Source organism: Ectopseudomonas oleovorans, from assembly GCF_029845265.1.
Taxonomy (GTDB): domain Bacteria; phylum Pseudomonadota; class Gammaproteobacteria; order Pseudomonadales; family Pseudomonadaceae; genus Aquipseudomonas; species Aquipseudomonas oleovorans.
The window spans coordinates 53,997-80,076 of record NZ_JAOCLK010000004.1; the positions used below are offsets into that span (position 1 = coordinate 53,997).

Genomic DNA, 26,080 nt, shown 5'->3' on the forward strand with positions numbered 1-26,080 from the left:
TAATCCTCGTCTTTTTTCGCCCGACAGCCTTGCCCAGCATGAACCAGACCCGTGACCTGATTGATTCCGCGCAGCGCACCATCCGCCTCGAACTTGAAGCGGTACAGGAGCTATTGCCCCGCATCAATGCCGATTTCATCAAGGCCTGCGAGCTGATTCTCAGTTGCAAGGGACGCGTGGTAGTAGTCGGCATGGGCAAGTCCGGGCATATCGGCAACAAAATCGCTGCGACCCTGGCCAGCACCGGCACCCCCTCTTTCTTCGTCCACCCGGCAGAAGCCAGCCATGGCGACATGGGCATGATCACCAAGGACGACATCGTCCTGGCGCTGTCGAACTCGGGCTCGACCGCCGAGATCATCACCCTGCTGCCGCTGATCAAACGCCTCGGCATCGGCCTGATCAGCATGACCGGCAACCCGGATTCTCCATTGGCCAAGGCCGCCGATGTCAATCTCGATGCGCGCGTCTCGCAGGAAGCCTGCCCACTCAACCTGGCGCCGACCTCCTCGACCACCGCCAGCCTGGTACTGGGCGACGCACTGGCCATCGCCCTGCTGGAAGCGCGCGGCTTCACCGCCGAAGACTTCGCGTTTTCCCATCCGGGCGGCGCCCTTGGCCGGCGCCTGCTGCTCAAGGTAGAGAACGTGATGCACAGCGGCGAGAGCCTGCCTCAAGTCACCCGCGGCACCAGCCTGCGTGACGCCCTGCTGGAAATGACCCAGAAGGGCCTGGGCATGACCACCGTCCTGGAGGCTGATGGCCATCTGGCCGGGATCTTCACCGATGGCGACCTGCGCCGCGCACTGGACAAGGGCATCGATGTACGCGATGCCCGGATCGACGACGTGATGACGCCGCACGGCAAGACCATTCGCGCCGAGATGCTCGCCGCCGAAGCCCTGAAGATCATGGAAGACAACAAGATCAGCGCCCTGGTGGTAGTCGACGGCAATGATCGCCCGATCGGCGCGTTCAACCTCGGCGATCTGCTGCGTGCGGGAGTGATGTGATGAACGAACTGCTGCAACGCGCACGCGCCGTGAAACTGGCGATCTTCGACGTCGATGGTGTGTTGACCGACGGCCGCCTGTACTTTCTCGAAGACGGCAGCGAGTTCAAGACCTTCAACACACTCGACGGTCACGGCATCAAAATGCTGATCAACTCAGGTGTGCGCACCGCCATCATCAGCGGGCGCAAAACCCCGGTGGTCGAGCGCCGCGCCAATAACCTGGGTATCCAGCACCTGTTCCAGGGTCGTGAAGACAAACTCGTGGTACTCGACGGCCTGCTCGCCGAACTCGGCCTAAGCTATGAACAGGTCGCCTATCTTGGTGACGACCTACCAGACCTTCCGGTGATTCGCCGGGTCGGATTGGGCATGGCCGTAGCCAGCGCCGCCAGCTTCGTGCGTCAGCACGCCCATGGCGTCACCCAGGCGCGCGGCGGCGACGGCGCGGCACGGGAATTCTGCGAACTGATCATGCGTGCCCAGGGCACACTGGATGCGGCCCAGGCCGCCTACCTGTAGAGAACAGCATGCCGCGTAAAATCCTCAACACTCTGATCTTTGCTCTGATTGCAGTCGTCGTGGCCGCACTCGGCTACTGGAACCTTGCCCCGGACAGCGCACGCCAAGCCCAGCGGGCCAGCGACAACAACGTCGTTGACTTCTATGCAGTGGGCGCGCGCACCGTGCAGTTCCAGGATGACGGCAAACTGCACTACCGCATGACCGCGGACAAGCTCGAGCACATCAAAAGCACCGACATCACCCTGATCGACGCCCCCAAGCTGGAGCTCTATCGCGGCACCGAGCTGCCCTGGGAAGTCACCAGCCAGCGCGCCGAAGTCTCGCCTGGCGGCGTCGAGGTAGAACTGATCGACGACGTGCGCATCGCCCGCACCGACGCCAAGAACCGTCCAACCATCATCACCAGCAGCCGCATGACCGTTATTCCTGACAAGGAATATGCGCAGACCGAGCAAGCCGTTAGAATCGTCGCGGCCAACGGGGTAACCACGGCACAAGGAATGAAAGCGTACTTGAATGACGGCAGGATGCTCCTGCAGTCCAACGTAAGAGGCCAGCATGAGGTTCGTTAATACCCTCCCCCTGATTCTCAGCCTCGGCGCCGCATTGGGAAGCGCGGCTGCCTGGGCACTGCCATCGGATCGTGATCAACCGATTCGCATCCAGGCCGACAGCGCAGAACTGGATGACCGACAAGGTGTAGCCGTCTACCGCGGCGATGTGATCATCACTCAAGGCACCCTGAAGATCACGGGTGACACCGTCACCATCACCCAGACCGCCAGCGGCGATATCGACGTCTTCACCTCGGTGGGCAATCTGGCGTACTACGAGCAGAAGCCAGCCGTGGACAAGGACATCGTCAAGGCCTACGGCAAGACCATCCAGTACTTCGCCAGCAATGAGCGCATCGTACTGATCGACCAGGCCAAGGTGATTCAGGAAGGCAATACCTTCGAAGGCGAGAAGATCGTCTATGACACCCGCCGCCAGATCGTCAACGCCGGCCGCGCAACAGGCGGCAACATCAGCACGCCGCGCCCGCGTATCGACATGGTCATCCAACCGAAGAACAAACCCGCGGATCAGCAGCAGTAATGGCCATTCTCAAAGCCCAACACCTGGCGAAAAGCTACAAGAGCCGCCAGGTCGTGCGTGACGTCAGCCTGAGCATCGAAAGCGGTCAGATCGTTGGCCTGCTCGGCCCCAACGGCGCCGGCAAGACCACCTGCTTCTACATGATCGTCGGCCTGGTACGCGCCGACCAGGGCCGCGTGCTTATCGACGACCTCGACGTCAGTCATCAGCCCATGCACGGTCGCGCGCGCGCCGGCATCGGCTACCTGCCGCAGGAAGCCTCGATCTTCCGCAAGCTGTCGGTGACCGACAACATCATGGCCATCCTCGAAACGCGCAAGGACCTGGACCGCGCCGGGCGCCAGGCGGAACTGGAAAGCCTGCTGCAGGAATTCCATATCCACCATATCGCCGACAGCCTCGGCATGAGCCTGTCCGGCGGTGAGCGACGCCGCGTGGAGATTGCCCGCGCGCTGGCCACCAACCCCAAGTTCATTCTGCTCGACGAACCCTTTGCCGGGGTCGACCCGATCTCCGTCGGCGATATCAAGCAGATCATCCATCACCTCAAGACCAAGGGCATCGGCATCCTGATCACCGATCACAACGTGCGCGAAACCCTGGACATCTGCGAAACCGCCTACATCGTCAACGATGGGCAACTGATCGCCGAAGGTGACGCCGAGACCATCCTCGCCAACCAGACGGTGAAAGAGGTTTACCTGGGCCACGAATTCCGCCTGTAGCAGGCTGCGTGAAAACTACTGCACTCGGTGATGCTGCGTTAAAAACAGGCTCAAAATGCTCATTTACAGTCGTAAACTGCGCTTTCTCGCCTGTTTTTGCGGGGCCGCCATCGGTATTGCCTCACCTTCGCTCGCTACGCTTTCACACAACCTGTAGGTCGCTCACTATTTCGCTACAGAAATATTGCAACCCCTAGGCAAAAACGAGAAATTCAGGCATATAATTTGCTTCCTGGCGGCGCTTCGGCGCCCTGATGTGGAAGGCGTAACTCGCCAGTAAATTAAGGTCTGCAATGAAACCATCGCTAGTCCTCAAGATGGGCCAGCAGCTGACGATGACCCCGCAGCTGCAACAGGCTATCCGCCTCCTCCAATTGTCTACCCTGGACCTGCAACAGGAAATACAGGAGGCACTGGAATCCAATCCCATGCTCGAGCGCCAGGAAGACGGCGACGACTTCGACAACAGCGATCCAATGGCCGATGGCGCCGAAAGCGCCACTCCGAACCCGAACAAGGAGGACAGCTACCAGGAAACCACCCCCACGGTGGACAACCTGGAAGAAGGCGAGTGGGGCGAGCGCATCCCCAACGAGCTGCCGGTCGATACCGCCTGGGAAGACATCTACCAGACCAGCGCCAGCAGCCTGCCCAGCAACGACGATGACGAGTGGGACTTCACCACCCGCACTTCCAGTGGCGAGAGCCTGCACAGCCATCTGCTCTGGCAACTGAATCTGGCCCCCATGTCGGACAAGGACCGCCTGATCGCCGCCACCCTGATCGACTGCATCAATAACGACGGTTACCTCGAGGAAACGCTCGAGGAAGTGACCGAATCCTTCGACCCCGAGCTGGATGTCGAACTGGACGAAGTGGAAGTGGTGCTGCACCGCATCCAGCAGTTCGAACCGGCCGGTATCGGCGCCCGCGACCTGCGCGAGTGTCTGCTGCTGCAACTGCGTCAGTTGCCTGCCAACACCCCCTGGCTGAACGAAACCCAGCGCGTGGTCGGCGACTATCTGGAGCTGCTCGGCAGCCGCGATTACGCCCAGCTGATGCGTCGCACCAAGCTCAAGGAAGACGAACTGCGCCAGGTCATCGACCTGATCCAGCGCCTGAATCCGCGTCCGGGTTCGCAGATCGAGTCCAGCGAACCGGAATACGTCGTGCCCGACGTTATCGTGCGCAAGCATAACGAACGCTGGCTGGTGGAGCTGAACCAGGAAGCCATGCCGCGCCTGAGGGTCAACCCGCAGTATGCCGGCTTCGTCAAACGCGCAGACTCCAGCGCCGATAACACCTTCATGCGCAACCAGTTGCAGGAGGCCCGCTGGTTCATCAAAAGCCTGCAGAGCCGCAACGAAACGCTGATGAAGGTGGCCACACAGATCGTTGAGCACCAGCGTGGCTTCCTCGACTACGGCGACGAGGCGATGAAGCCTCTGGTGCTGCACGACATCGCCGAAGCCGTGGGTATGCACGAGTCGACGATTTCACGCGTTACCACGCAGAAATTCATGCACACCCCGCGTGGCATTTACGAGCTGAAATATTTCTTCTCCAGCCACGTCAGCACCTCCGAAGGCGGCGAATGCTCGTCCACCGCGATCCGCGCGATCATCAAAAAACTGGTTGCAGCAGAAAACGCGAAAAAGCCGTTGAGCGACAGCAAGATCGCTGGTTTACTGGAGGCACAAGGCATCCAAGTCGCCCGTCGGACGGTCGCCAAGTATCGCGAGTCCCTCGGTATAGCGCCCTCCAGTGAGCGCAAGCGACTGATGTAGGCCAGATCGACTGAAGGCACAAGGTCTTCAGGCCAACGTGTTCCGGCGGCGGGTCGAATAGGGCCCGTCTCTTACACAAGGCAACAAGGAGAAAGCGGTATGCAAGTCAACATCAGTGGACATCAGCTGGATGTGACCGACGCCCTGCGTGACTACATCGGCGAGAAACTCGGCCGACTGGAACGCCACTTCGACAAGATCACCAACGTACAGGTGACCATGGAGGTCGAGAAACTCAAGCAGAAGATCGAAGCCACCCTGCATGTCGCCGGCGGCGAAATCGTCGCCAATGCCGAACATCAGGATATGTACGCTGCCATCGACCTGTTGGCCGATAAACTCGACCGTCAACTCATCAAGCACAAGGAAAAGCAGCTCGAGCGTCTGCAAGGCGCCACGGCCCGCTAACATTCCCTATCCATGATCCGACTTGAAAATATCCTGACCCCCGGCCGTTCCCTGGTGAACGTGCCGGGCGGCAGTAAGAAACGCGTGCTCGAACAGATCGCCAATCTGGTTGCGCGCGACCTGCCCGACCTGGATGCCCAGGACGTCTTCGAAAGCCTCATCGCCCGCGAGAAGCTCGGCTCCACCGGCTTCGGCAACGGCATCGCCATTCCCCACTGCCGCCTGGCTGGCTGCAGTGCCCCGATCAGTGCAGTCCTGCACCTGGAGACGGCAGTCGACTTCGACGCCATCGACGGCGCACCGGTCGACCTGCTGTTCGTCCTGCTGGTGCCGGAGGCGGCCACCGATGCCCACCTCGACCTGCTGCGCCAGATCGCCAGCATGCTTGATCGCCAGGATGTACGTGAACGTCTGCGCCAGGCCAAGAGCGGCGAAGATCTCTATCAGGTCGTCGTGGACATTCAGAACGGTCAATAAACATGCGCCTGATCATCGTCAGCGGTCGCTCGGGCTCGGGCAAGAGCACCGCCCTCGATGTACTTGAGGACAACGGTTTCTACTGCATCGACAACCTGCCGGCCGGTCTGCTGCCGGACCTCGCCGAGCGCTTCCTGCCGCACAGCGACATGCTGCTGCCGCAAGTGGCCGTTTCCATTGATGCACGCAACCTGCTGAGCCAGCTCAAGCGCTTTCCGGAGCTGCTCGAAGAAGTACGCAAACGTAATATCCGCTGCGATGTGCTGTATCTCGACGCCGAAGACGAAACCCTGCTCAAGCGCTTTTCCGAAACCCGCAGACGCCACCCGCTGACCAACGATAACCGCTCGCTGGCCGAAGCCATTGCGTACGAAAGTCTGCTGTTGGCGCCGATCACCGATCGTGCCGATCTGAAGATCGACACCACCCGCCTGAATCTCTACCAGCTGCGCGATACGCTCAAACTGCGCCTGCTCGGCCAGACACAGACCGGAACCGCCTTTCTCGTCGAGTCCTTCGGCTTCAAGCGCGGTATGCCGGTGGACGCCGATCTGGTGTTCGATGCACGCTGCCTGCCCAATCCCTACTGGAAGCCGGAACTGCGCGACTACTCCGGCCTGGATCAACCGGTGATCGACTACCTGGCTGCGCAGCCGGAGGTCGAGGAGATGTATCAGGACATCCTCGCCTATCTGGAAAAATGGCTGCCACGCTTCGCCGCCAGCAACCGCGCCTATGTCACCATCGCCATTGGCTGCACCGGTGGTCACCACCGCTCGGTGTACCTGGCCAACCGCCTGAGCCAGGCACTCAAAGACTCGCTGAAGAACGTCCAGGTGCGTCACCGCGACCTCAGCTAAGGAATCCTGCCGCGATGCCAGCACGTGAAATCACCATCATCAACAAACTTGGTCTGCATGCCCGCGCCGCGGCGAAGTTCGTCGGTGTAGCGAGCACCTACCCCTGCCAAGTGCGCATCGGCCGCAGCGCCGACAGCCTGGTAGACGGCAAGAGCATCATGGCGGTGATGATGCTGGCTGCCGGCAAGGGCACCAATGTGCACCTGCTGACCGAAGGCGAGCAGGACGAAGAAGCGATGGCCGCCCTGGTAGGCCTGATAGAGAACTACTTCGACGAAGGCGAGTAATACCTCCAGCCAAAACGAAGGCCACCCACGGGTGGCCTTGTCGTTACTGCCGACTTCAACTGCCGGCGACGGTCATCTTCTCGATCAGCACCGAGCCGGTGCAGATATTGCCACGCCGCTCCAGGTCACAACCGACTGCAACGACCTGGCGGAACATGTCGCGCAGATTGCCGGCGATGGTTACCTCCTGCACCGGGAACTGGATCTCGCCGTTCTCCACCCAGAAGCCCGCCGCGCCGCGCGAGTAATCCCCCGTCACCAGATTCAGCCCCTGGCCCATCAGCTCGGTAACCAGCAAACCGCGCCCCATGCGCCGAATCAGCGCCTGCTGATCCTCATCGCCATGGGTGATGAACAGGTTGTGCACACCTCCTGAGTTGGCAGTGCTCGGCAAACCCAGCTTGCGCCCGGAATAGGTGCTAAGTACGTAGGACACCAGCTCTCCCTTCTCCACGAACGGCTTGGCATAAGTGGCCAGGCCATCACCATCGAAAGCCGCGCTGCCCAGTGCGCGCGGCAGGTGCGGACGCTCGTCTAGAGTCAGCCACTCGGGAAAAAGACGCTGGCCGAGTGCGCCTTCGAGGAAAGAGGAGTGACGATAGAGATTGCCGCCCGAGATTGCCGCCAGCAGGTGACTGAACAACCCGCCGGCAAGCTCGGCAGCGAACAGCACCGGCACCTCACAGGTCGGTACCGGTCGTGCACCAAGGCGGCTGACCGCACGCTCGGCAGCCCGCTGGCCGATACCCTTAGCATCAGCCAGTAGTTCACCCTGACGGTTGACGTCATACCAGTAGTCGCGCTGCATCTGCCCTTCTCCTTCGGCGATCATCACGCAGCTCAGGCTATGGCGGGTGCTGGCGTAACCGCCGACGAAGCCGTGGCTGTTGCCGTATACGCGACAGCCTTGGTGGGTATTGAGGCTGGTGCCATCGGCGTTCTTGATCCGCGTGTCAGCGGCGAAAGCCGCGGCCTCGCAGGCCAGCGCCTGCTCCACCGCCTGTTCAGGGGTGATCGACCAGGGGTGATAGAGATCGAGTTCAGGCAGTTCACGGGCCATCAGCGCGGCATCGGCCAGGCCGGCGCACTCGTCCTCGCTGGTATGTTTGGCAATCGCCAGGGCTGCCGCCACGGTCTCGCGAATGGCCTCGCTTCCGGTGGCCGAGGTGCTGGCCGAGCCCTTGCGCTGGCCCACATACAGGGTGATGCCGAAACCCTGGTCGCGATTGAATTCGACGGTCTCCACTTCGCCCTGGCGCACCGTGGTGGACAGACCCTGACCAGCCGATACCGTCACCTCGCAGGCACTGGCACCCTGGCGCCTGGCTTCGGCGAGAATGGCCTCGACCTGCTCTTGCAGCACTGGCAAGGCCTGCGGCCCGATGCGTTCTACTTCACTCATAACCACTCCCGATTCTCTTGGCGCAGGCACTCTTTGTACGAAACCCAAGGCCTGCTCTCGACTGCCCGTCCGCGGGCCGGCAGTCACGGTTACTGCTATCATGGCGGCGTTTCCCTCTGGACCCACCCCATGTCTGATTCCTACGACGACTTCTCCCTGGAGAAGAGCAAATCCCAGGTCAAACGCGAACTGCATGCCCTGCAGGACCTTGGCGAGCGACTGACCACGCTCAAGGCGGATCTGCTGGCCAAGATGCCACTGACCGATGCCCTACGCCGCGCGCTCGCCGAAGCGCCGAAACATACCGCCAATGCCGCGCGCAAACGCCACATCCAGTTCATCGGCAAGCTGATGCGCGAACAGGATGTCGACGTGATCGGCGCCATGCTCGACCAGGTGGACAGCTCCACCCGCGAGTACAACGAACGCTTCCATGCCCTCGAACGCTGGCGCGACCGCCTGATCGCCGAAGGCGACAGCGCGCTGGAAAGCTTCGTCGAGCTCTACCCCGACGCTGACGTCCAGCACCTGCGTGGCCTGGTGCGTCATGCGCAGCACGAAGCGGCGCGCAACAAGCCACCAGCCGCGGCGCGCAAGGTGTTCAAGTACATCCGTGAGCTTGACGAAATCCAGCGCGGCCTACGCTAGACATCGTCATACCGGCGCGACTCACGCGCCGGTACCACCTACGGTGATCGCGTCGATCTTCAGCGTCGGCTGGCCGACGCCTACCGGCACCGACTGGCCGTCCTTGCCGCAGGTGCCGACGCCGCTGTCCAGCGCCAGGTCGTTGCCGACCATGGACACCCGGCTCATGGCCTCCGGGCCATTGCCAATCAGGGTGGCGCCCTTGACCGGCGCGGTGATCTTGCCGTCCTCGATCAGGTAGGCCTCGCTGGTGGAAAAGACGAACTTGCCGCTGGTGATGTCCACCTGACCGCCGCCAAGATTGGCGCAGTAGATGCCTTTCTTCACCGAGCGGATGATTTCCTCCGGGTCGCTCTCGCCGGCCAGCATGTAGGTGTTGGTCATGCGCGGCATCGGCAGGTGCGCATAGGATTCACGACGACCGTTGCCGGTGGCGGCCACGCCCATCAGGCGCGCGTTGAGCTTGTCCTGCATGTAACCCTTGAGCACGCCATTCTCGATCAGCGTGGTGCACTGGGTCGGCGTGCCTTCGTCGTCGACGCTGAGCGAGCCACGCCGTCCGGCCAGGGTGCCGTCGTCGACGATGGTGCACAGGCTGGACGCCACCTTCTGCCCGACTTGGCCGCTGTAGGCCGAGCTGCCCTTGCGGTTGAAGTCGCCTTCCAGGCCGTGGCCGACCGCTTCATGCAGCAGCACGCCGGACCAGCCAGCGCCCATCACCACCGGCATGCTGCCAGCGGGTGCAGCGATGGCTTCGAGGTTGACCAGCGCCTGACGCAGCGCCTCGCGGGCATAGCCCATGGCGCGGTCTTCTTCCAGAAAATAGCGGTAGTCGGTACGTCCGCCGCCGCCATGGCCACCGCGCTCGCGGCGCCCGTTCTGCTCGACGATGACACTGACATTGAAGCGCACCAGCGGGCGGATATCAGCGCTGAGGCTGCCGTCGTGGGCCGCCACCAGAATGCGATCCCAAACCCCGGCCAGGCTCACGGTAACCTGCTTGATGCGCGGATCCAGCGCGCGCGTGGCACGGTCGATACGCTGCAGCAATTCAACCTTCTCGGCGCGGTCCATGACGTTCAGTGGGTTGTCTTCGGCATACAACTGGGTCACCTGCGGGCTGACGAACGCCTGCACGCGGCCCTGTTGGCCGGCGCGCGAGATCGAACGTGCGGCCCGGGCAGCTTGCGTCAGGGCATCGAGGCTGATGGCGTTGCTGTAGGCAAAACCGGTCTTCTCGCCCGACTGGGCGCGCACACCGACCCCCTGATCGAGATTGAAACTGCCTTCCTTGACGATGCCATCCTCCAATACCCAGGTTTCCGAAACCTGGCTTTGAAAGTACAGGTCGGCGGCATCGATACCTGGGCCTGCGACGTCACCCAGTACGCTGCTGAGGCTGTCGAACGTCAGGTTACCGGGCGCAAGCAGGTGCTCGCTGACGGATTGCAACATCGTATTCATGGTCACTCCACAACGATCGGACGCGGTACGTCCGATGAAAAGAATCGGCGGTGCTGCTGCACCGGCATGCGTTGGCGAATGTTCGCCTGCTCGGCGGCATCACGGGCAGCCAGCAGAGCACCGTCGCCCTGATCCTGCTCGACCACTACCTTACCCCAGGGGTCGATGATCGCCGAATGGCCAAAGGTCATGCGCTGCCCCGGGTGCTCGCCGCCCTGCCCGGCGGCCAGCACATAGCACTGGGTTTCGATGGCACGGGCGCGGGTCAGCACCTGCCAATGCGCCGCGCCAGTCACGGCGGTGAACGCCGCCGGCACGCTGATCAGCTCGGCGCCGGCTTCACGCAGCGCAGTGAACAGCTCGGGGAAGCGCAAGTCATAACATACGCTCAGGCCCAGACGCCCGACCGGCGTATCCGCCACCACGACGCGTTGGCCATGGGCGAAATCATCGGACTCGCGATAACGGCCACGGTTGTCGGCCACCTCGACATCGAACAGATGCAGCTTGTCGTAACGGGCCACACGCTCGCCCTGATCGTCGATCAACAATGAGCAGGCGTGCGGTTTGCCGTCGGCATCATCATCCGGCGGTAGCGGCAAGGTGCCGGCCACTATCCATAAACTGAGGTCACGAGCAGCGCGTTTCAACCAGGGCAGGATCGGCCCCTCGCCCAACGCCTCGGCCCGCCCGATGGCAGCCAGGTCGCGGCGGCCCATGGCAGCGAAATTCTCGGGCAGCACGACAAGGCGCGCACCGCCCTGGGCTGCACGCTCCAGCATGCGCCGCGCCAGGCGCAGATTGGTTTGCACGTCATCCTGGCTGACCATCTGGATTACAGCGAGATTCATGGCGACACTCTTCAGGGCTTGATGCAACAGCCTACGCCAAGAAGCGACTTCATTGCGGTTTTTCGAAGGGTTTGTCGAAGCTGATCTGCGGATCCTGCAGCGGGCCCTTGACGTCGTACTGGACGCTGGCGAAACGCGCAACCTTGTCACCGAGCAACTTGTCGGCCACGAACAACGCCCCGCCAATGGCCGGCGCGCCGACAATAAGTGCTGCCAGTGGCAAGTTGTTGGTCACCGGCAGGGTCACCAGCAGCTTGGCGTCGATGCGCTCATCGCGCATGTCCAGATTGCCATTGAGCTCCAGGTTGCTGGACGGCCCCGTCAGGGTGATCGGCTCCCGGGTGACGAACAGACCATTGGTGGCCTGCAGGTTACCCTTGACCCGGTCGTAACTCAGCCCCTTGCCCAGCAGGTCGGAGAAGTCCAGGCGCAGACGCCGGCCAATCGAGTTGAAGTTGAGCAGGCCGAATACCCGCAGCGCCTGGGCCGAGCCCTGCACTTCGACGAACTGGCCCTTGCGTAGCGAAGGATCGAGATTTCCGGAGAAACGCCGGAGCGAGAACCACGCCGGAGAACCGGGCCAGGTAGCATCGGCGTCTACCCGGAAACTTTCGCTGGTAACGCTGGGGGCATAATCCCAGGCTTGCAGAATGTCGCCGAGATCCTTGCCCTGCAGACGCCCCTTGTACCAGCTTTGGGTGTTGCCAGGCGTGCCTCGCCAGCCACCACTACCACCAATCTTCAGCCCCTGCAGATCGAGGTCGAGTTCATCGAAACGCACGCCCTGCGCCTCGGGCCTGACCTTGAGCGACCAGGCGCCCAGCACCTTGTCGCCACGCTGTACACGCTGAATACGGATATCCATGGCCGGCAGCGTGCCGGGATCGAAATCGGCCAGGGGATCAGGCGCATCGACGACCTTCGCTGCTTCGGCGTCAGGCGCCGGCAGGCGTACATACTGCAGATCGATGGCAATCGGCGTGTCCGCACGATCGGCCAACAGCACACGCCCGGCGGCCAACTCACTGTCGATCTGCAAGGCCCAGGCCTGGCCTTCTCGCGCCAGGCCAAGCGTCAGTTGCTCGACCTCCTGACCAAAACCACGGAAGCGTCCGACATCCAGCCGTGCACTGCGTAGCAGGCGCTGGCTATCAGCATCCAACCTGACCGGATGATTGCTGCCGAGTTGCTTCCAGGCATCGAGATCCAGTTCGTCCAAGCGCCCGCGCACGCGCAGCCCCTGGCCAGGCGGCAACCCCGCCGGGGCACCACCGAGCACCAGTTCACCCCGCCCCTCAGCCAGCGCGCCTGGAGGTGCGGCCAGATTCAGGCTGGCCAGATCACCATATTCGGCCCAGTAGCGGCGCTCACGACCGGCCAGGGTCATGCGCCAGCTGGCATCACGCGCCTGCTGCGCCGTCTTGCCGAACGGGGCTGGTAGCTCGACCGCCACACCACGCAGGTTGGAGTCGACGCGTAATTGACTGTCATCGCCATCCAGGGTCAGGCGCAGGCGATAAGGCAGCAGTCCGCTGGCCGGCAGCTTCTGCGGCCCGCCCAGCCATTGGCTGAGAGTTTCGACCTGCACCTGGCCACGCAGATCGAAACGTGTAAGCGCCTTGCCACGCGCACCCTCGGCGCTGATCTTGCCGCGTACCGGGCGACCGAAGACCTCGGCACGCACATCCGGCGCGCTCAAGCCAGCGGCACTGTTGAAGCGAAACGCCCCCTGCAGGTTGCTCAGCTGCAAATCAGGATTGGTCAGCTTGAGGCGCGCCCCCTCGGTGGCGAAGTCCACCACCACAACAGGTGGCCCCCCTTTTTGCAGCGGAATATCCAGTTGCAGGCGCCCGGCCAGAGGCCCCTCGCCCTGCCAGCCGTCGAAGATTTCCGCTGTTCCCAGTGGTGCCTCCTGCAACAGCTTGATGGCATCACTCAGGCTGCCCTGCACCTCACCATCGAGCTGCAGGCGCGGCGGCTTGCCGTCGTGCAACAGTGGAATATTGGCCACGACATTACTGACCGTACTTTCCTGCAAGCGCCCGCTCTGCAGACGCACGCGCACTGCATCATCCTCGATCAGCACCTCACCCACGCCCTCGCGCAGCGACGGCCAACCGGGCTGGAAGGCCAGCTCGGCATCCTTGACCTTGAAGAACAGGCTGAGGCTGCGTGCCCCCAACGGTGCGCCCTTGTTCAGCGAGCCCTGATACTGGAAGTAACCTTCTTCGACATGGCCAGCACGAATAGCAGTCTTCAGCCATTGGTCGAGCTCGGCGCTCATACCCGGCGCGCGACTCGGCAGGTACTTCTCGGTGTAGGCCACATCGCCGTCGCGCATGCCGACACGCAGGTCCATGTAGTCCTCGGCCTCTGGGTCGCGCAGCAGGCGGATCAGCATGTCACCGGCGACCTGCCCCTCCTCGCCATCCACGCGCATATAGGGGCTGTACAGGGTCAGGCCGGTTTCATTCCAGTCCCAGCTCAAGCGCGCCTGGGCATGACGATAGCGCCAGGGCTTGGGGAACAGTTGATCCAGATGCAGGGCGAAATTTTCGCTGTTCAGGCGCAGCTCGCCCTGGAACATATTGCCCGAGGCACTGCCACTGACGTTCTCGGCAGCCGGCGCACCGTGGTAGGCCTGGATGCCCACCCTGTCCAGATTGGCGGCGAACTGCAGGCGCTCGGCGCCTTCACGTTGCGGGTAATAGTCGAGCAGCAGGTTGTTGACCGCGCCCACCGGCGCCAGCGCGACCAGGACATCGCGGGCTGCATCAGGCATCGGCACCAACGCCTGCACCAGCGGCGCCCAGGCCGCCAGATCGAGGCGATCGGCGCTTAGCGCCCAACGCTCGTCAACCTCGCCCACGTCCTTCTGATTCAGGTTCAGGTTCAGGTGTAGATCGCCGATGCGCTGCTCACCATGGGTCAAAGCCAGGGAGTCGATCTGCGCCCGCACACCCTGCTTGTCTTGAGTGAAGAAGGCGTTGAAGGCCAGGTCCTTGAGCGTCACTGCTTCATGCTTGGCCTGGCCGCCGGCCAGCTCGGGGGCGTGCAGACGCAAGGCGCCCCTGTCCAGGACCAGACCACGGCCCTCCAGCCACAGCTCGCCGCCAGCCTGCAGGCGCTGTAGCTGCCAGTCGCCAAGTAGCGATTTCGGCAGCCAGGCGGCCCAGTCGCTCTGCGGCAGGCTCAGATAAAGCTCGGACTGCGCCTCGCGCCAGGTTTTGGGCTGCATGCGCGTGCGCAGTCGCAGCGCCACCGGCTGACCATCGGGCAGCAACAGGCGCCCATCGAGGCGCTGGCTGTTGTTGCCATAGCGCAGGCTCAAGCTAACGTAGCTGAGCAGCAGCGGTGCCTGATCGAGCGGCTGCAGCACCACGCGACTGTCGAGCAGACTGATGCGGTGCACGATCTGCAACTGTTCCAGCAGCTGTTCGACATCCAGCTCGGGACCGCTGCGCTGTGGCATCCCTTGCACCCGCCAGCCACCATCGGCGTTCTGCTGCACGTTCAGCTGCAGCCCGTCGAACTGCAGGTGGGCGATGCGCGGCTGGCGTGCCAACAGGCTGCCGCCCACATCCGGTACCAGTCGTACGCGCTCCAGGCTCAGGCCTTCCTCTTCGCTGCCCAGGCGCACGTCATGCGCCTCCAGCACCGGGGCAAAGCCCTGCCAACGACCTTCGAGGCGACCGATACGTACCGGCACACCCAGCTGCGCCGTGACACGATCTTCCAGTTCGAGCCGGTATTCAGCCACCAGCGGCACCAGCTCACGGCCCAGGCTGACGTACAGCGCGGCCAGCACCAGCACGGCGGCGCAAAGACCCAGGCCCCAGCGCAGCAGCGCCGCAAACAGGCGCGCCAGAGCGTTCACCTCGACAGTCCCCGTGCTCAGAGCAGCACCACGTCGTACTGTTCCTGGGAATACATGGTTTCCACCTGGAACTTGATGGTACGTCCAATGAAGGCTTCCAGATCAGCGACGTTGCCCGACTCTTCATCGAGCAGGCGATCGACCACCTTCTGATTGGCCAGCACGCGATAGCTTTCCGCCTGGTAGGCGCGGGCTTCACGCAGAATCTCACGGAAGATCTCGTAGCAAATGGTCTCCGGCGTCTTCAGCTTGCCGCGACCCTGACAGGCGCTGCAGGGCTCGCAGAGAATCTGCTCGAGACTTTCGCGCGTGCGCTTGCGGGTCATCTGCACCAGGCCGAGCTCGGTGATGCCGATGATGTTGGTCTTGGCGTGATCACGCTCGAGCTGCTTTTCCAGGGTGCGCAGCACCTGGCGCTGATGCTCTTCATCTTCCATGTCGATGAAGTCGATGATGATGATGCCGCCCAGGTTGCGCAGGCGTAGCTGACGGGCAATGGCGGTGGCTGCCTCGAGATTGGTCTTGAAGATGGTTTCTTCGAGGGTGCGATGGCCGACGAAGGCGCCGGTGTTGACGTCGATGGTGCTCATCGCCTCGGCGGGGTCGACCACCAGGTAACCGCCGGACTTCAGCGGCACCTTGCGCTCCAGTGCGCGCTGGATTTCGTCCTCGACACCGTACAGGTCGAAGATCGGCCGCTCGCCAGGATAATGCTCGAGACGATCAGCGATCTCCGGCATCAATTCGGCGACGAACTGCGTGATTTTCTGGAAGTTTTCCCGCGAGTCCACGCGAATCTTCTCGGTCCGCGGGCTGACCAGGTCACGCAAGGTACGCAGCGCCAGGGACAGATCCTCGTAGATCACCGTGGGCGCCTTGCAGTTCTGAATCTGCGCACCGATCTGGTCCCAGAGGCGGCGCAGATAACGGATGTCGATCAGGATTTCATCAGCACCTGCGCCCTCGGCAGCGGTGCGCAGGATGAAGCCGCCGGCCTCCTCGATGCCTTCGGCTGCGACGCAATCGGCGACCACCTGCTTGAGGCGCTCGCGCTCTGCTTCGTCTTCGATCTTCAGGGAAATACCGACATGACTGGTGCGTGGCATGTACACCAGATAACGCGAAGGGATCGACAACTGAGTGGTCAGACGCGCCCCCTTGCTGCCGATAGGGTCCTTGGTGACCTGCACCACCAGGCTCTGCCCTTCGTGGACCAGGGCGCTGATCGGCTCCACCGCAGTGCCCTCGCGGGCGGAAATCTCGGAAGCATGAATGAAGGCTGCACGCTCCAGGCCAATATCGACGAAGGCCGCCTGCATGCCGGGCAGCACACGCACCACCTTGCCTTTGTAGATATTGCCGACGATGCCGCGCTTCTGCGTACGCTCGACGTGCACTTCCTGCAGCACGCCGTTTTCCACCACCGCCACGCGCGACTCCATCGGCGTGATATTGATCAGAATCTCTTCGCTCATGCATCCATCCTGGTGATCATGCCGGCCGGGCCACTGCACCGCCCCGCGGACTCAAGCTTTCGGGCACGTCCAAAAAACTACCAATGCAGCCACCGCCTGGGGTCTTAGCGCGGCCCTTGCGCCGGCAACTGCCAGCAGGCAATACCAAATTCGCCAAGCAGCTCTGCAGTTTCGCACAGCGGCAGACCGACCACTGCCGAATAGCTGCCCTGCAAGCCGCTGACGAACACGGCTGCCAACCCCTGGATACCATAACTGCCCGCTTTGTCACATGGCTCGCCGCTGGCCCAGTAGGCCTCGATTTCCGCCTCGCTGATAGGACGAAAGCTCACCTCGCTGCTGACCACTCGCACCGCCTCGCGGCCACCACCGACCAACGCCACGGCCGTCAGCACCTGATGGCTGCGCCCGGACAGGGCCTGCAGCATGGCGCGCGACTCATTGAGGTCCGCCGGTTTGCCAAGAATGCGTCCATCGAGCACCACAGCGGTGTCGGCGCCCAACACCACGGCATCGTCACGCCCGCCCAAGGCGAGCAGACCGGCGCGCGCTTTGTCACGCGCCAGACGCTCTACATAGGCTGCTGGCGGCTCATCTGGCAATGGGGTTTCGTCTATCGAAGCGATTTGCGTGACGCAAGGCACAGCGATCTGAGCCAGCAATTCACGACGACGGGGCGAGGCGGAAGCCAGAAACAGCGTGGCCATGCGGGTATCTCCTATGAGCGACCGCAGCCAGCCATGCGTCTGGCTGCGCTCAGTTGACGTTGAGGCGCAGATGCAGGCTGCGCAGAATGGCGCAGATCCAGGGCCATAGCAGGGCACTGACCAGTGCCGGCAAGACGAAGGCCAGCGTCGGCGGACGGCTGCCGGTCAGGGCGTTGAGCCACAGCTGAACCAGCTGGGCGAGACCGAACACCACCATCAGCACCATGCTCTGCTGCCACATGGGGAACATGCGCAGGCGCTGGTGCAGACTCAGCACCAGAAAGGTGATCAGGGTGAGGATCAAGGCGTTCTGCCCGAGCAGGGTGCCGAACAGCACGTCCTGCGCCAGGCCAAGAATCCAGGCGGTGGTCATGCCGACACGATGCGGCAGAGCCAGTACCCAATAGGTGAGAATCAAGGCGACCCAAAGCGGGCGACCGATCTGCATGAATTCGGGCAACGGCGAAACACTGAGCAACAAACCGAGCGCCAGGCTCAGCCAGATCACCCAGCCGTTACGGGGCTGTACGCCAGCCATCAGTTACTCTCCTGTGCGGGGGCGTCAGCGGCCGGTGCGTCAGCGGCCGGCTCGCCATTGCGCGCCTGCTCGGCTTCGCGGTCGGCGGCTTCCTGGGCCTCGGCGGAATCGTTGGCGCGCTCCTCGGGCGTGCGCCGGTCGGAGAACACCAACAGCAGATAACGGCTGCGATTGAGCGCAGCGGTCGGTACGGCACGGACGATGGCGAAAGGCTGGCCGGAGTCATGAATCACTTCCTTGACCGTGGCCACCGGGTAGCCGGCCGGGAAGCGCTGGCCCATGCCGGAACTGACCAGCAGATCGCCCTCCTTGATATCGGCGGTATCGGCGACGTGACGCAGCTCCAGGCGCTCCGGGTTGCCGGTACCGACGGCGATGGCACGCAGACCGTTACGGTTGACCTGTACCGGGATGCTGTGGGTGTTATCGGTGAGCAACAGCACCCGCGAGGTGTAGGGCATGATCTCGACCACCTGGCCCATCAGCCCGCGCGCATCGAGCACCGGCTGCCCGAGGAACACGCCATCCTTCTCGCCCTTGTCGATCAGGATGCGGTGGGTATAGGGATTGGGATCGACGCCGATCAGCTCAGCAACCAGCACTTCTTCATCCACCAGCGCCGCGGAGTTGAGCAGTTCGCGCAGACGCACGTTCTGCTCGGTCAGCGCTGCCAGCTTCTGCAGGCGACGCTGCAGCAGCAGAGCCTCGGCCTTGAGCTTCTCGTTCTCGGCCATCAGTTCGCTGCGCGAGGAAATCTGCTGAGTTGCCCCATCCCAGACGCGTACGGGCACATCGGCCAGCCAATAGAAAGGCGTGAGCACCAGCCCCATCTGGCTGCGCAGCGGCTTGAGCGTCTCGAAGCGGGCATCGACCACCATCAGCACCGCCGACAGTACGGCAAATACCAGCAGACGAATGCCCAGCGAGGGACCTTTGGCGAAGAGCGGCTTAATGACCTGCTCCTCGTGCGCCACAGGGGCGAAAAGCGCGCGAATTCATGCGAAAGGCAAACCGGTCAGGCGAAGGTTGGGCCGAGTGTACTGCAATGCTCGAATATGCGCGTGCCGCCCGAGGGCGGCACGACGGCGAGCCACTAGCGAACCCCTTACTCGGTGGAGAGCAGGTCCATGGCGTGGCGATCCATCATTTCCAGGGCCTTGCCGCCGCCACGGGCGACGCAGGTCAGCGGGTCTTCGGCAACGATCACCGGCAGGCCGGTTTCCTGGGAGAGCAGCTTGTCCAGATCACGCAGCAGCGCGCCACCACCGGTCAGCACCAGGCCGCGCTCGGCGATGTCCGAGGCCAGCTCGGGCGGCGATTGCTCCAGCGCGCTCTTGACCGCCTGGACGATGGTCGCCAGGGATTCCTGCAGCGCTTCGAGCACTTCGTTGGAGTTGAGGGTGAAACTGCGCGGTACGCCTTCAGCCAGGTTGCGGCCGCGTACGTCGACTTCACGGATCTCGCCGCCCGGATAGGCGGTGCCGATTTCCTGCTTGATACGTTCAGCAGTGCCTTCACCGATCAGCGAACCGTAGTTGCGGCGCACGTAGGTGATGATGGCCTCGTCGAAACGGTCGCCGCCGACACGGACGGATTCGGCGTAAACCACACCATTCAGGGAAATCAGGGCAATCTCGGTGGTACCACCGCCGATGTCGACGACCATCGAACCGCGCGCCTCTTCGACCGGCAGGCCGGCACCGATGGCAGCGGCCATCGGTTCTTCGATCAGGAACACTTCACGGGCACCAGCACCGAGCGCCGATTCACGAATGGCCCGGCGCTCGACCTGGGTCGACTTGCACGGTACGCAGATCAGCACACGCGGCGAAGGCTGCAGGAAGCTGTTTTCATGAACCTTGTTGATGAAGTACTGCAGCATCTTTTCGCAGACGCTGAAGTCGGCGATCACGCCGTCTTTCATCGGGCGAATCGCGGAAATGTTGCCAGGCGTACGACCGAGCATGCGCTTGGCCTCGGTGCCGACGGCCACAACACTCTTCTGGTTGCCGTGGGTGCGGATGGCGACTACGGACGGCTCATCCAGGACAATACCGCGCTCGCGTACATAAATAAGGGTATTGGCAGTGCCCAGGTCGATCGACAGATCGCTGGAAAACATGCCACGCAGTTTCTTGAACATTAGGAAGGGACCCTAGGCAACGCGTGGGTGAAGGCCAGGCGCGCAAAACGCGCAGGTAAAAAGTGCGGCAAACTCTAACAACGGCAGGGATTTTGAGCAAGGCGGCAATATGGTAGATTGCCTGTTTTTCCGGGCCTTGTAGCTGCACATCGCGGCCTTTGACCGCCGGCTCGCGACATCCGTTCCCTGCATGCCCTCTAAGTCACACTTCCACTGGAGAACCCCCGATGGCGCTTGAACGCTCCGAGGTGGAAAAAATCGCCCACCTGGCCCGCCTGGGTCTGAATGACGGCGATATTCCGCAAACCACCGAGACCCTGAACAACATCCTCGGCCTGATCGATCAGATGCAGGCGGTCGATACCCAGGGCATCGAACCCCTGGCCCACCCGCTGGAAGCGACCCAGCGCTTGCGTGCCGACGTGGTCACCGAGCGCAACCAGCGCGACGCCTACCAGGCCATCGCCCCGGCCGTGGAAAGCGGCCTGTATCTGGTTCCCAAAGTCATCGAGTAAGGAAAGCCTTCCGCCATGCATCAATTGACCCTGGCCGAGATCGCCCGCGCACTCGCCGACAAGCAATTCTCCTCTGCCGAACTGACCCAGAGCCTGCTGGCGCGCATCAATCAGCTCGACCCGCAGCTCAACAGTTTCATTACCGTCACCGAAGAGCTCGCGCTGGAACAGGCCAAGGCAGCAGACGCCCGTCGCGCTGCCGGCGAAAACAGCCCGCTGCTCGGCGCCCCGATCGCCCACAAGGACCTGTTCTGCACCGAAGGCGTGCTGACCAGTTGCGCCTCGAAAATCCTTACCGGCTTCAAGGCGCCGTACAACGCCACCGTGGTCGAGAAGCTGGCCACCGCGGGCACCATCACCCTCGGCAAGCTGAACATGGATGAATTCGCCATGGGTTCGGCCAACGAATCCAGCCACTACGGCCCGGTGAAAAACCCCTGGGATCTGACCCGCGTACCGGGCGGCTCGTCGGGTGGCTCGGCAGCCGCCGTCGCCGCACGCCTGCTGCCGGCCGCCACCGGCACCGACACCGGCGGCTCGATCCGCCAGCCGGCGGCACTGACCAACCTCACCGGCATCAAGCCCACCTACGGTCGCGTCTCGCGCTGGGGCATGATCGCCTACGCCTCCAGCCTCGACCAGGGCGGCCCGCTGGCCCGCACCGCCGAGGATTGCGCCCTGCTGCTCGGTGCCATGGCCGGTTTCGATGCCAAGGATTCGACCAGCGTCGACCAGCCGGTGGATGACTACCTGGCGGCGCTGGCCCAGCCGTTGGCCGGTCTGCGCATCGGCCTGCCCAAGGAATACTTCGGCACCGGCCTGGATGCACGCATCGGTGAGAAGGTGATGGCCGTGGTCGAGGAGCTGAAAAAGCTCGGCGCCACCGTCAGGGACATCTCGCTGCCGAACATGCAGCACGCCATTCCCGCCTACTACGTGATCGCGCCTGCAGAAGCCAGCTCCAACCTGTCGCGTTTCGACGGCGTGCGCTTCGGTTACCGCTGCGAGAACCCGAAAGACCTGCAGGATCTGTACAAGCGCACGCGCGGCGAAGGCTTCGGCGCCGAGGTCAAACGCCGGATCATGGTCGGCACCTATGCGCTCTCCGCCGGCTACTACGATGCCTACTACATCAAGGCCCAGCAGATTCGCCGGCTGATCAAGAACAACTTCGTCGCCGCCTTCAAGGAGGTCGACGTGATCCTCGGCCCGACCACGCCGAACCTGGCCTGGAAACTCGGCGAGAAGAACGCCGACCCGGTGTCCGCCTACCTGGAAGACATCTACACCATTACCGCCAACCTGGCCGGCATCCCCGGCCTGTCGATGCCGGCCGGCTTCGTCGACGGCCTGCCGGTGGGTGTGCAGTTGCTCGGCAACTACTTCCAGGAAGGTCGTCTGCTCAACGTCGCGCATCAGTACCAGCAGGTCAGCGACTGGCATAAACACGCACCCAAAGGCTTCTAAGGCAAAGGCCGCCCCCTGTAGCAGGCCGTTGAAAAACGTGGGCGAGGCGGCCAGTGCAAGGCAAAAACAGCCGAAAAAGCGCAGTTTACGTGTTGTAAATGAGCATTTTGAGGCTGTTTTTAACGCAGCAATGGCAACGCAGGTAGTCTTTCAACGGCCTGGTAGGAGCCCGCTTGCGGGCGATAGCAATGGATCGCCCGCAAGCGGGCTCCTACGGATCAAAAGGCGGCAGCCGTTTGCAACGCATTCGAGGAATACTAAAGATGCAATGGGAAACAGTGATCGGGCTTGAGATCCACGCTCAGCTCAGCACCCAGTCGAAGATCTTCTCGGCCAGCGCCACCACCTTTGGCGCCGAGCCCAACACCCAGGCCAGCCTGGTCGACCTCGGCATGCCCGGCACCCTGCCGGTACTGAACGCCGAAGCCGTGCGCATGGCCTGCCAGTTCGGCCTGGCGATCGACGCCGAGATCCCCGAACGTAACATCTTCGCGCGCAAGAACTACTTCTACCCGGACCTGCCCAAGGGCTACCAGACCAGCCAGATGGATCACCCCATCGTCGGCAAGGGCTTCCTCGACATCACCCTGGAAGACGGCACCGTCAAGCGCATCGGCATCACCCGTGCGCACCTGGAAGAGGACGCCGGCAAGAGCCTGCACGAAGACTTCCACGGCATGAGTGGCATCGACCTTAACCGCGCCGGCACGCCGCTGCTGGAGATCGTTTCCGAGCCGGACATTCGCTCGGCCAAGGAAGCCGTGGCCTATGTGAAGGCCATTCACGCACTCGTCCGTTATCTGGGCATCTGCGACGGCAATATGGCCGAAGGCTCGCTGCGCTGCGACTGCAACGTGTCAGTGCGCCCGAAAGGCCAGGTCGAGTTCGGCACCCGCGCCGAGATCAAGAACGTCAACTCGTTCCGCTTTATCGAGAAGGCGATCAACCACGAGGTACAGCGCCAGATCGAGCTGATCGAGGACGGCGGCAAGGTGGTGCAGGAAACCCGCCTGTACGATCCGAACAAGGATCAGACCCGCTCCATGCGCAGCAAGGAAGAAGCCAACGACTATCGTTACTTCCCCTGCCCGGACCTGCTGCCGGTGGTGATCGAGCGCAGCTTCCTCGACGAACTGCGCGCGGCCCTGCCCGAGCTGCCGCCGCAGAAGCGCGAGCGTTTCGAGAACCAGTACGCGCTGTCGGCCTACGATGCCAGTGTATTGAGCGCCAGCCGCGAGCTGGCCGACTACTTCGAAGTGGTCGCCAAGACCTGTGGCGATGCCAAGCTGGCCGCCAACTGGGTGATGGGCGAACTGTCCAGCCTGCTCAACAAGGACAACCTGGAGATCGAGCAATCACCAGTGTCTGCCGAGCAACTGGGCGGCATGATCCTGCGCATCAAGGACAACACCATCAGCGGCAAGATCGCCAAGATGGTCTTCGAAGCCCTGGCTGCCGGTGAAGGCGCAACGGCTGATGAAGTGATCGAGAAGAAAGGCCTCAAGCAGGTCACCGATTCCGGCGCCATCGAGAAGATGCTCGACGAAGTGCTGGCCGCCAACGCCGAGCAGGTGGAGCAATACCGCGCCAGCGACGAAGCCAAGCGCGGCAAGATGTTCGGTTTCTTCGTCGGTCAGGCCATGAAAGCCTCCAAAGGCAAGGCCAATCCGGGGCAAGTGAACGAACTGCTGAAGAAGAAGCTCGAAGGCTGAGCCAGGCCGGCTCGCTTACGCTAGCTGCAATGACGCCGGGCCCGCCCGGCGTTTTTCATGGAGACCGCGAATATGACGATGCGTAGCCCGGATGCAATCCGGGAACCTTCACTGCCCCGGATTGCATCCGGGCTACAGACATGGGCACTGCTAGGTGCACTCGCCCTGCTCGGCGGCTGCTCCACCTTCGGCGGCGGCTCGGGCAGCAGCGAAACCGGCAAGGCCTCCTACTACGGTGATCGCCACCACGGCCAGCGTACCGCCAGCGGCGAGCGTTTCGATCAGCACGCGCTGACCGCCGCGCATCGCAGCCTGCCCTTCGGCACCCGCGTGCGGGTCACCAACCTGAACAACGAGCGCAGCGTGGTGCTGCGCATCAACGACCGCGGCCCCTTCGTGCGCGGTCGCGTCATCGACGTTTCCCGCGCCGCGGCCGTGCGCCTCGACATGCTGCGCGCAGGCGTGGTGCCGGTCAGGGTCGAGGCGCTGGACTGAGGAACAATTGGCAACAAAATCTTTCTGCCGCCCCTGGCGGCCAATAATGCCATCGCTACACTAGCCGCACTTTTTTCGGAGCTACCCTGCAATGACCCTGATGACCTATGTCTACCTGATCGCCGGCTTGGTGCTGCTGGTCGCCGGCGCCGAGGTATTGGTACGCGGCGCCGCCAAGCTGGCCGCACAGTTCGGCATTCCGCCACTGGTGATCGGCCTGACCGTGGTGGCCTTCGGCACCAGCGCGCCGGAAACGGCAGTCAGCGTGCAATCGGCCTTCAACGGCAGCGGTGACCTGGCGATCGGCAACGTGATCGGCAGCAACATCGCCAACGTATTGCTGATTCTCGGCATGACCGCCCTGGTGGCGCCGCTGATCGTCTCGCGCCAGCTGATCCGCCTGGACGTGCCGATCATGATCGGCGCCAGCCTGGTCACCTTCGGCCTGGCCTGGGATGGTGAACTGAGCCGTTTCGATGGCGCCTTGCTGTTCGCCGGCGTGCTGGCTTACACCGGTTTCCTGATCTACAGCGCGCGCAAGGACAAGGGTGGCGACGATGACGAGTTCGCCAAGGAATTCGGTCTCGACGAGGCGCCCAAGCCCTATGCCTGGGCGATCAACCTCGGCCTTATCATCGCTGGTCTGGTGCTGCTGGTGGTGGGTTCCAACTTCCTGGTCGAAGGCGCCGTGACGCTTGCACGAGCGCTGGGGATTTCGGAACTGGTCATCGGCTTGACGGTTGTCGCTGTCGGCACGTCGCTGCCGGAATTGGCCACTTCGATCCTGGCTGCCATCAAAGGCGAACGCGATATCGCCGTGGGCAATATCGTCGGCAGCAACATCTTCAACCTGCTCTGCGTGCTGGGCCTGGCCTCGATGGTTGCGCCAGCCGCCATCGCAGTATCGCCCAACGCCCTGGCCTTCGATTTCCCGGTGATGATCGCTGTAGCCATCGCCTGTCTGCCGATCTTCTTCAGCGGCTACCGCATCAACCGTTGGGAAGGCTTGCTGTTCCTGGGCTACTACGTGGCCTACACCCTGTATCTGGTGATGTTCAGCACGGGCCGACCGCTGGCTCAGACCTTCGGTGACGCGATGATCGGCTACGCACTGCCGCTTACCGCCATCACCTTGGTGATCATCGCCGGGCGTGCCTGGCACAGACAACGCGGCGAACAGGTGTGAGCATGAGCGACAACCATGATCGGGGTGTGCAGGTGCGCCGTGAGGTGATGGGCGACGCGTTCGTCGACCGCGCCCTGGGCAACGCCAGCGAATTCACCCAACCACTGCAGGACTTCGTCAACGAGCATGCCTGGGGCGGCGTGTGGACGCGCAGTGGCCTGCCGCGCGCGACCCGCAGCCTGATCACCCTGGCTGCGTTGACCGCGCTGAAATGCCCGCAGGAACTCAAGGGCCACGTGCGCGGCGCGCTGAACAACGGCTGCACGGTCGAAGAAATTCGCGAAACCCTGCTGCACTGCGCGGTTTACGCTGGCGTACCAGCCAGCATCGATGCCTTCCGCGCGGCGCAGGAAGTGATCGACGACTGGCAGAAGCAAAGCGCGTAGGGCGGGTGCAACCCGCCACTCGGGGGCTGGCGGGT

General features: G+C 62.9%; 26 protein-coding genes. 17 read left to right on the forward strand and 9 right to left on the reverse strand.

Annotation, left to right across the window (positions count from 1 at the left end; all coding sequences use genetic code 11):
* Window positions 1-38: 38 nt before the first annotated feature.
* From N5J71_RS03400 to N5J71_RS03445, 10 genes are all read left to right on the forward strand, one after another.
* Window positions 39-1,013: a KpsF/GutQ family sugar-phosphate isomerase gene (locus N5J71_RS03400; RefSeq protein WP_279916292.1), complete on the forward strand. Its 975-nt coding sequence runs from the start codon at window positions 39-41 to the stop codon at window positions 1,011-1,013.
* Window positions 1,013-1,534, forward strand: coding sequence for a KdsC family phosphatase (locus tag N5J71_RS03405; protein ID WP_278618948.1), 522 nt, complete (start codon window positions 1,013-1,015; stop codon window positions 1,532-1,534). The genes N5J71_RS03400 and N5J71_RS03405 overlap by 1 nt, the downstream gene beginning before the upstream one ends.
* An 8-nt stretch (window positions 1,535-1,542) precedes the next feature.
* The gene (gene lptC / locus N5J71_RS03410; RefSeq protein WP_003459241.1) at window positions 1,543-2,109 is read left to right on the forward strand and encodes an LPS export ABC transporter periplasmic protein LptC; all 567 of its coding nucleotides are present in this window, start codon (window positions 1,543-1,545) and stop codon (window positions 2,107-2,109) included.
* Entirely contained in the window at window positions 2,096-2,635 is a 540-nt protein-coding gene (gene lptA / locus N5J71_RS03415) for a lipopolysaccharide transport periplasmic protein LptA (protein ID WP_003459239.1), read from the forward strand. Before lptC ends, lptA begins: the two co-directional genes overlap by 14 nt.
* A complete protein-coding gene (lptB, locus tag N5J71_RS03420) occupies window positions 2,635-3,360 on the forward strand; it encodes an LPS export ABC transporter ATP-binding protein (protein ID WP_003459236.1) in 726 nt (241 codons plus the stop codon). Before lptA ends, lptB begins: the two co-directional genes overlap by 1 nt.
* Window positions 3,361-3,653: 293 nt before the next feature.
* Window positions 3,654-5,147, forward strand: a complete 1,494-nt coding sequence (locus N5J71_RS03425) for an RNA polymerase factor sigma-54 (protein ID WP_074855439.1) — start codon at window positions 3,654-3,656, stop codon at window positions 5,145-5,147.
* A 99-nt stretch (window positions 5,148-5,246) separates the two neighbouring features.
* A complete protein-coding gene (gene hpf / locus N5J71_RS03430) occupies window positions 5,247-5,555 on the forward strand; it encodes a ribosome hibernation-promoting factor, HPF/YfiA family (RefSeq protein ID WP_279916293.1) in 309 nt (102 codons plus the stop codon).
* Window positions 5,556-5,567: 12 nt separating this feature from the next.
* Window positions 5,568-6,032, forward strand: a complete 465-nt coding sequence (gene ptsN, locus N5J71_RS03435; RefSeq protein ID WP_279916294.1) for a PTS IIA-like nitrogen regulatory protein PtsN — start codon at window positions 5,568-5,570, stop codon at window positions 6,030-6,032.
* A gap of 2 nt (window positions 6,033-6,034) precedes the next feature.
* On the forward strand, window positions 6,035-6,892 hold the full coding sequence (gene rapZ / locus N5J71_RS03440; RefSeq protein ID WP_143506206.1) for an RNase adapter RapZ: 858 nt from the start codon (window positions 6,035-6,037) through the stop codon (window positions 6,890-6,892).
* 14 nt (window positions 6,893-6,906) lie between these two features.
* The gene (locus N5J71_RS03445; RefSeq protein ID WP_003459230.1) at window positions 6,907-7,179 is read left to right on the forward strand and encodes an HPr family phosphocarrier protein; all 273 of its coding nucleotides are present in this window, start codon (window positions 6,907-6,909) and stop codon (window positions 7,177-7,179) included.
* A 55-nt stretch (window positions 7,180-7,234) separates the two neighbouring features.
* On the opposite strand, the gene pmbA is transcribed toward N5J71_RS03445, so the two are convergent.
* Window positions 7,235-8,581 (reverse strand): metalloprotease PmbA, encoded by a 1,347-nt coding sequence (gene pmbA / locus N5J71_RS03450; protein ID WP_074855438.1) that lies wholly within the window; start codon window positions 8,579-8,581, stop codon window positions 7,235-7,237.
* A 129-nt stretch (window positions 8,582-8,710) separates the two neighbouring features.
* Here pmbA and yjgA point away from each other — a divergent pair, with 129 nt between their 5' ends.
* Window positions 8,711-9,229 (forward strand): ribosome biogenesis factor YjgA, encoded by a 519-nt coding sequence (yjgA, locus tag N5J71_RS03455; protein ID WP_279916295.1) that lies wholly within the window; start codon window positions 8,711-8,713, stop codon window positions 9,227-9,229.
* Window positions 9,230-9,250: 21 nt separating this feature from the next.
* On the opposite strand, the gene tldD is transcribed toward yjgA, so the two are convergent.
* From tldD to mreB, 8 genes are all read right to left on the reverse strand, one after another.
* Window positions 9,251-10,693, reverse strand: a complete 1,443-nt coding sequence (gene tldD, locus N5J71_RS03460; RefSeq protein ID WP_074855436.1) for a metalloprotease TldD — start codon at window positions 10,691-10,693, stop codon at window positions 9,251-9,253.
* 2 nt (window positions 10,694-10,695) lie between these two features.
* Window positions 10,696-11,544 (reverse strand): carbon-nitrogen hydrolase family protein, encoded by an 849-nt coding sequence (locus tag N5J71_RS03465; protein ID WP_125873834.1) that lies wholly within the window; start codon window positions 11,542-11,544, stop codon window positions 10,696-10,698.
* Between the two features lie 49 nt (window positions 11,545-11,593).
* A complete protein-coding gene (locus N5J71_RS03470; protein WP_279916296.1) occupies window positions 11,594-15,421 on the reverse strand; it encodes a YhdP family protein in 3,828 nt (1,275 codons plus the stop codon).
* A 17-nt stretch (window positions 15,422-15,438) separates the two neighbouring features.
* The gene (rng, locus tag N5J71_RS03475) at window positions 15,439-16,896 is read right to left on the reverse strand and encodes a ribonuclease G (protein ID WP_004424804.1); all 1,458 of its coding nucleotides are present in this window, start codon (window positions 16,894-16,896) and stop codon (window positions 15,439-15,441) included.
* A gap of 104 nt (window positions 16,897-17,000) precedes the next feature.
* The gene (locus tag N5J71_RS03480) at window positions 17,001-17,603 is read right to left on the reverse strand and encodes a Maf family protein (protein ID WP_279916297.1); all 603 of its coding nucleotides are present in this window, start codon (window positions 17,601-17,603) and stop codon (window positions 17,001-17,003) included.
* A 49-nt stretch (window positions 17,604-17,652) separates the two neighbouring features.
* Window positions 17,653-18,141 (reverse strand): rod shape-determining protein MreD, encoded by a 489-nt coding sequence (mreD, locus tag N5J71_RS03485; RefSeq protein ID WP_279916298.1) that lies wholly within the window; start codon window positions 18,139-18,141, stop codon window positions 17,653-17,655.
* Complete coding sequence (gene mreC, locus N5J71_RS03490; RefSeq protein WP_004424811.1) at window positions 18,141-19,115, reverse strand: rod shape-determining protein MreC; 975 nt, start codon at window positions 19,113-19,115, stop codon at window positions 18,141-18,143. Before mreC ends, mreD begins: the two co-directional genes overlap by 1 nt.
* A gap of 131 nt (window positions 19,116-19,246) precedes the next feature.
* Complete coding sequence (mreB, locus tag N5J71_RS03495) at window positions 19,247-20,284, reverse strand: rod shape-determining protein MreB (protein ID WP_074855433.1); 1,038 nt, start codon at window positions 20,282-20,284, stop codon at window positions 19,247-19,249.
* Between the two features lie 227 nt (window positions 20,285-20,511).
* Here mreB and gatC point away from each other — a divergent pair, with 227 nt between their 5' ends.
* The 6 genes from gatC to N5J71_RS03525 all read left to right on the forward strand — a co-directional run bounded on the left by gatC (window position 20,512) and on the right by N5J71_RS03525 (window position 26,045).
* A complete protein-coding gene (gene gatC / locus N5J71_RS03500; protein WP_004424815.1) occupies window positions 20,512-20,799 on the forward strand; it encodes an Asp-tRNA(Asn)/Glu-tRNA(Gln) amidotransferase subunit GatC in 288 nt (95 codons plus the stop codon).
* Window positions 20,800-20,814: 15 nt separating this feature from the next.
* Window positions 20,815-22,266: an Asp-tRNA(Asn)/Glu-tRNA(Gln) amidotransferase subunit GatA gene (gene gatA / locus N5J71_RS03505; RefSeq protein ID WP_279916299.1), complete on the forward strand. Its 1,452-nt coding sequence runs from the start codon at window positions 20,815-20,817 to the stop codon at window positions 22,264-22,266.
* Between the two features lie 263 nt (window positions 22,267-22,529).
* Entirely contained in the window at window positions 22,530-23,978 is a 1,449-nt protein-coding gene (gene gatB / locus N5J71_RS03510) for an Asp-tRNA(Asn)/Glu-tRNA(Gln) amidotransferase subunit GatB (protein WP_279916300.1), read from the forward strand.
* 72 nt (window positions 23,979-24,050) lie between these two features.
* Window positions 24,051-24,473: a septal ring lytic transglycosylase RlpA family protein gene (locus N5J71_RS03515; protein ID WP_279916301.1), complete on the forward strand. Its 423-nt coding sequence runs from the start codon at window positions 24,051-24,053 to the stop codon at window positions 24,471-24,473.
* A gap of 91 nt (window positions 24,474-24,564) precedes the next feature.
* Window positions 24,565-25,659: a calcium/sodium antiporter gene (locus N5J71_RS03520; protein WP_279916302.1), complete on the forward strand. Its 1,095-nt coding sequence runs from the start codon at window positions 24,565-24,567 to the stop codon at window positions 25,657-25,659.
* Window positions 25,660-25,661: 2 nt separating this feature from the next.
* Window positions 25,662-26,045, forward strand: coding sequence for a carboxymuconolactone decarboxylase family protein (locus tag N5J71_RS03525; protein ID WP_279916303.1), 384 nt, complete (start codon window positions 25,662-25,664; stop codon window positions 26,043-26,045).
* Window positions 26,046-26,080 lie beyond the last annotated feature (35 nt).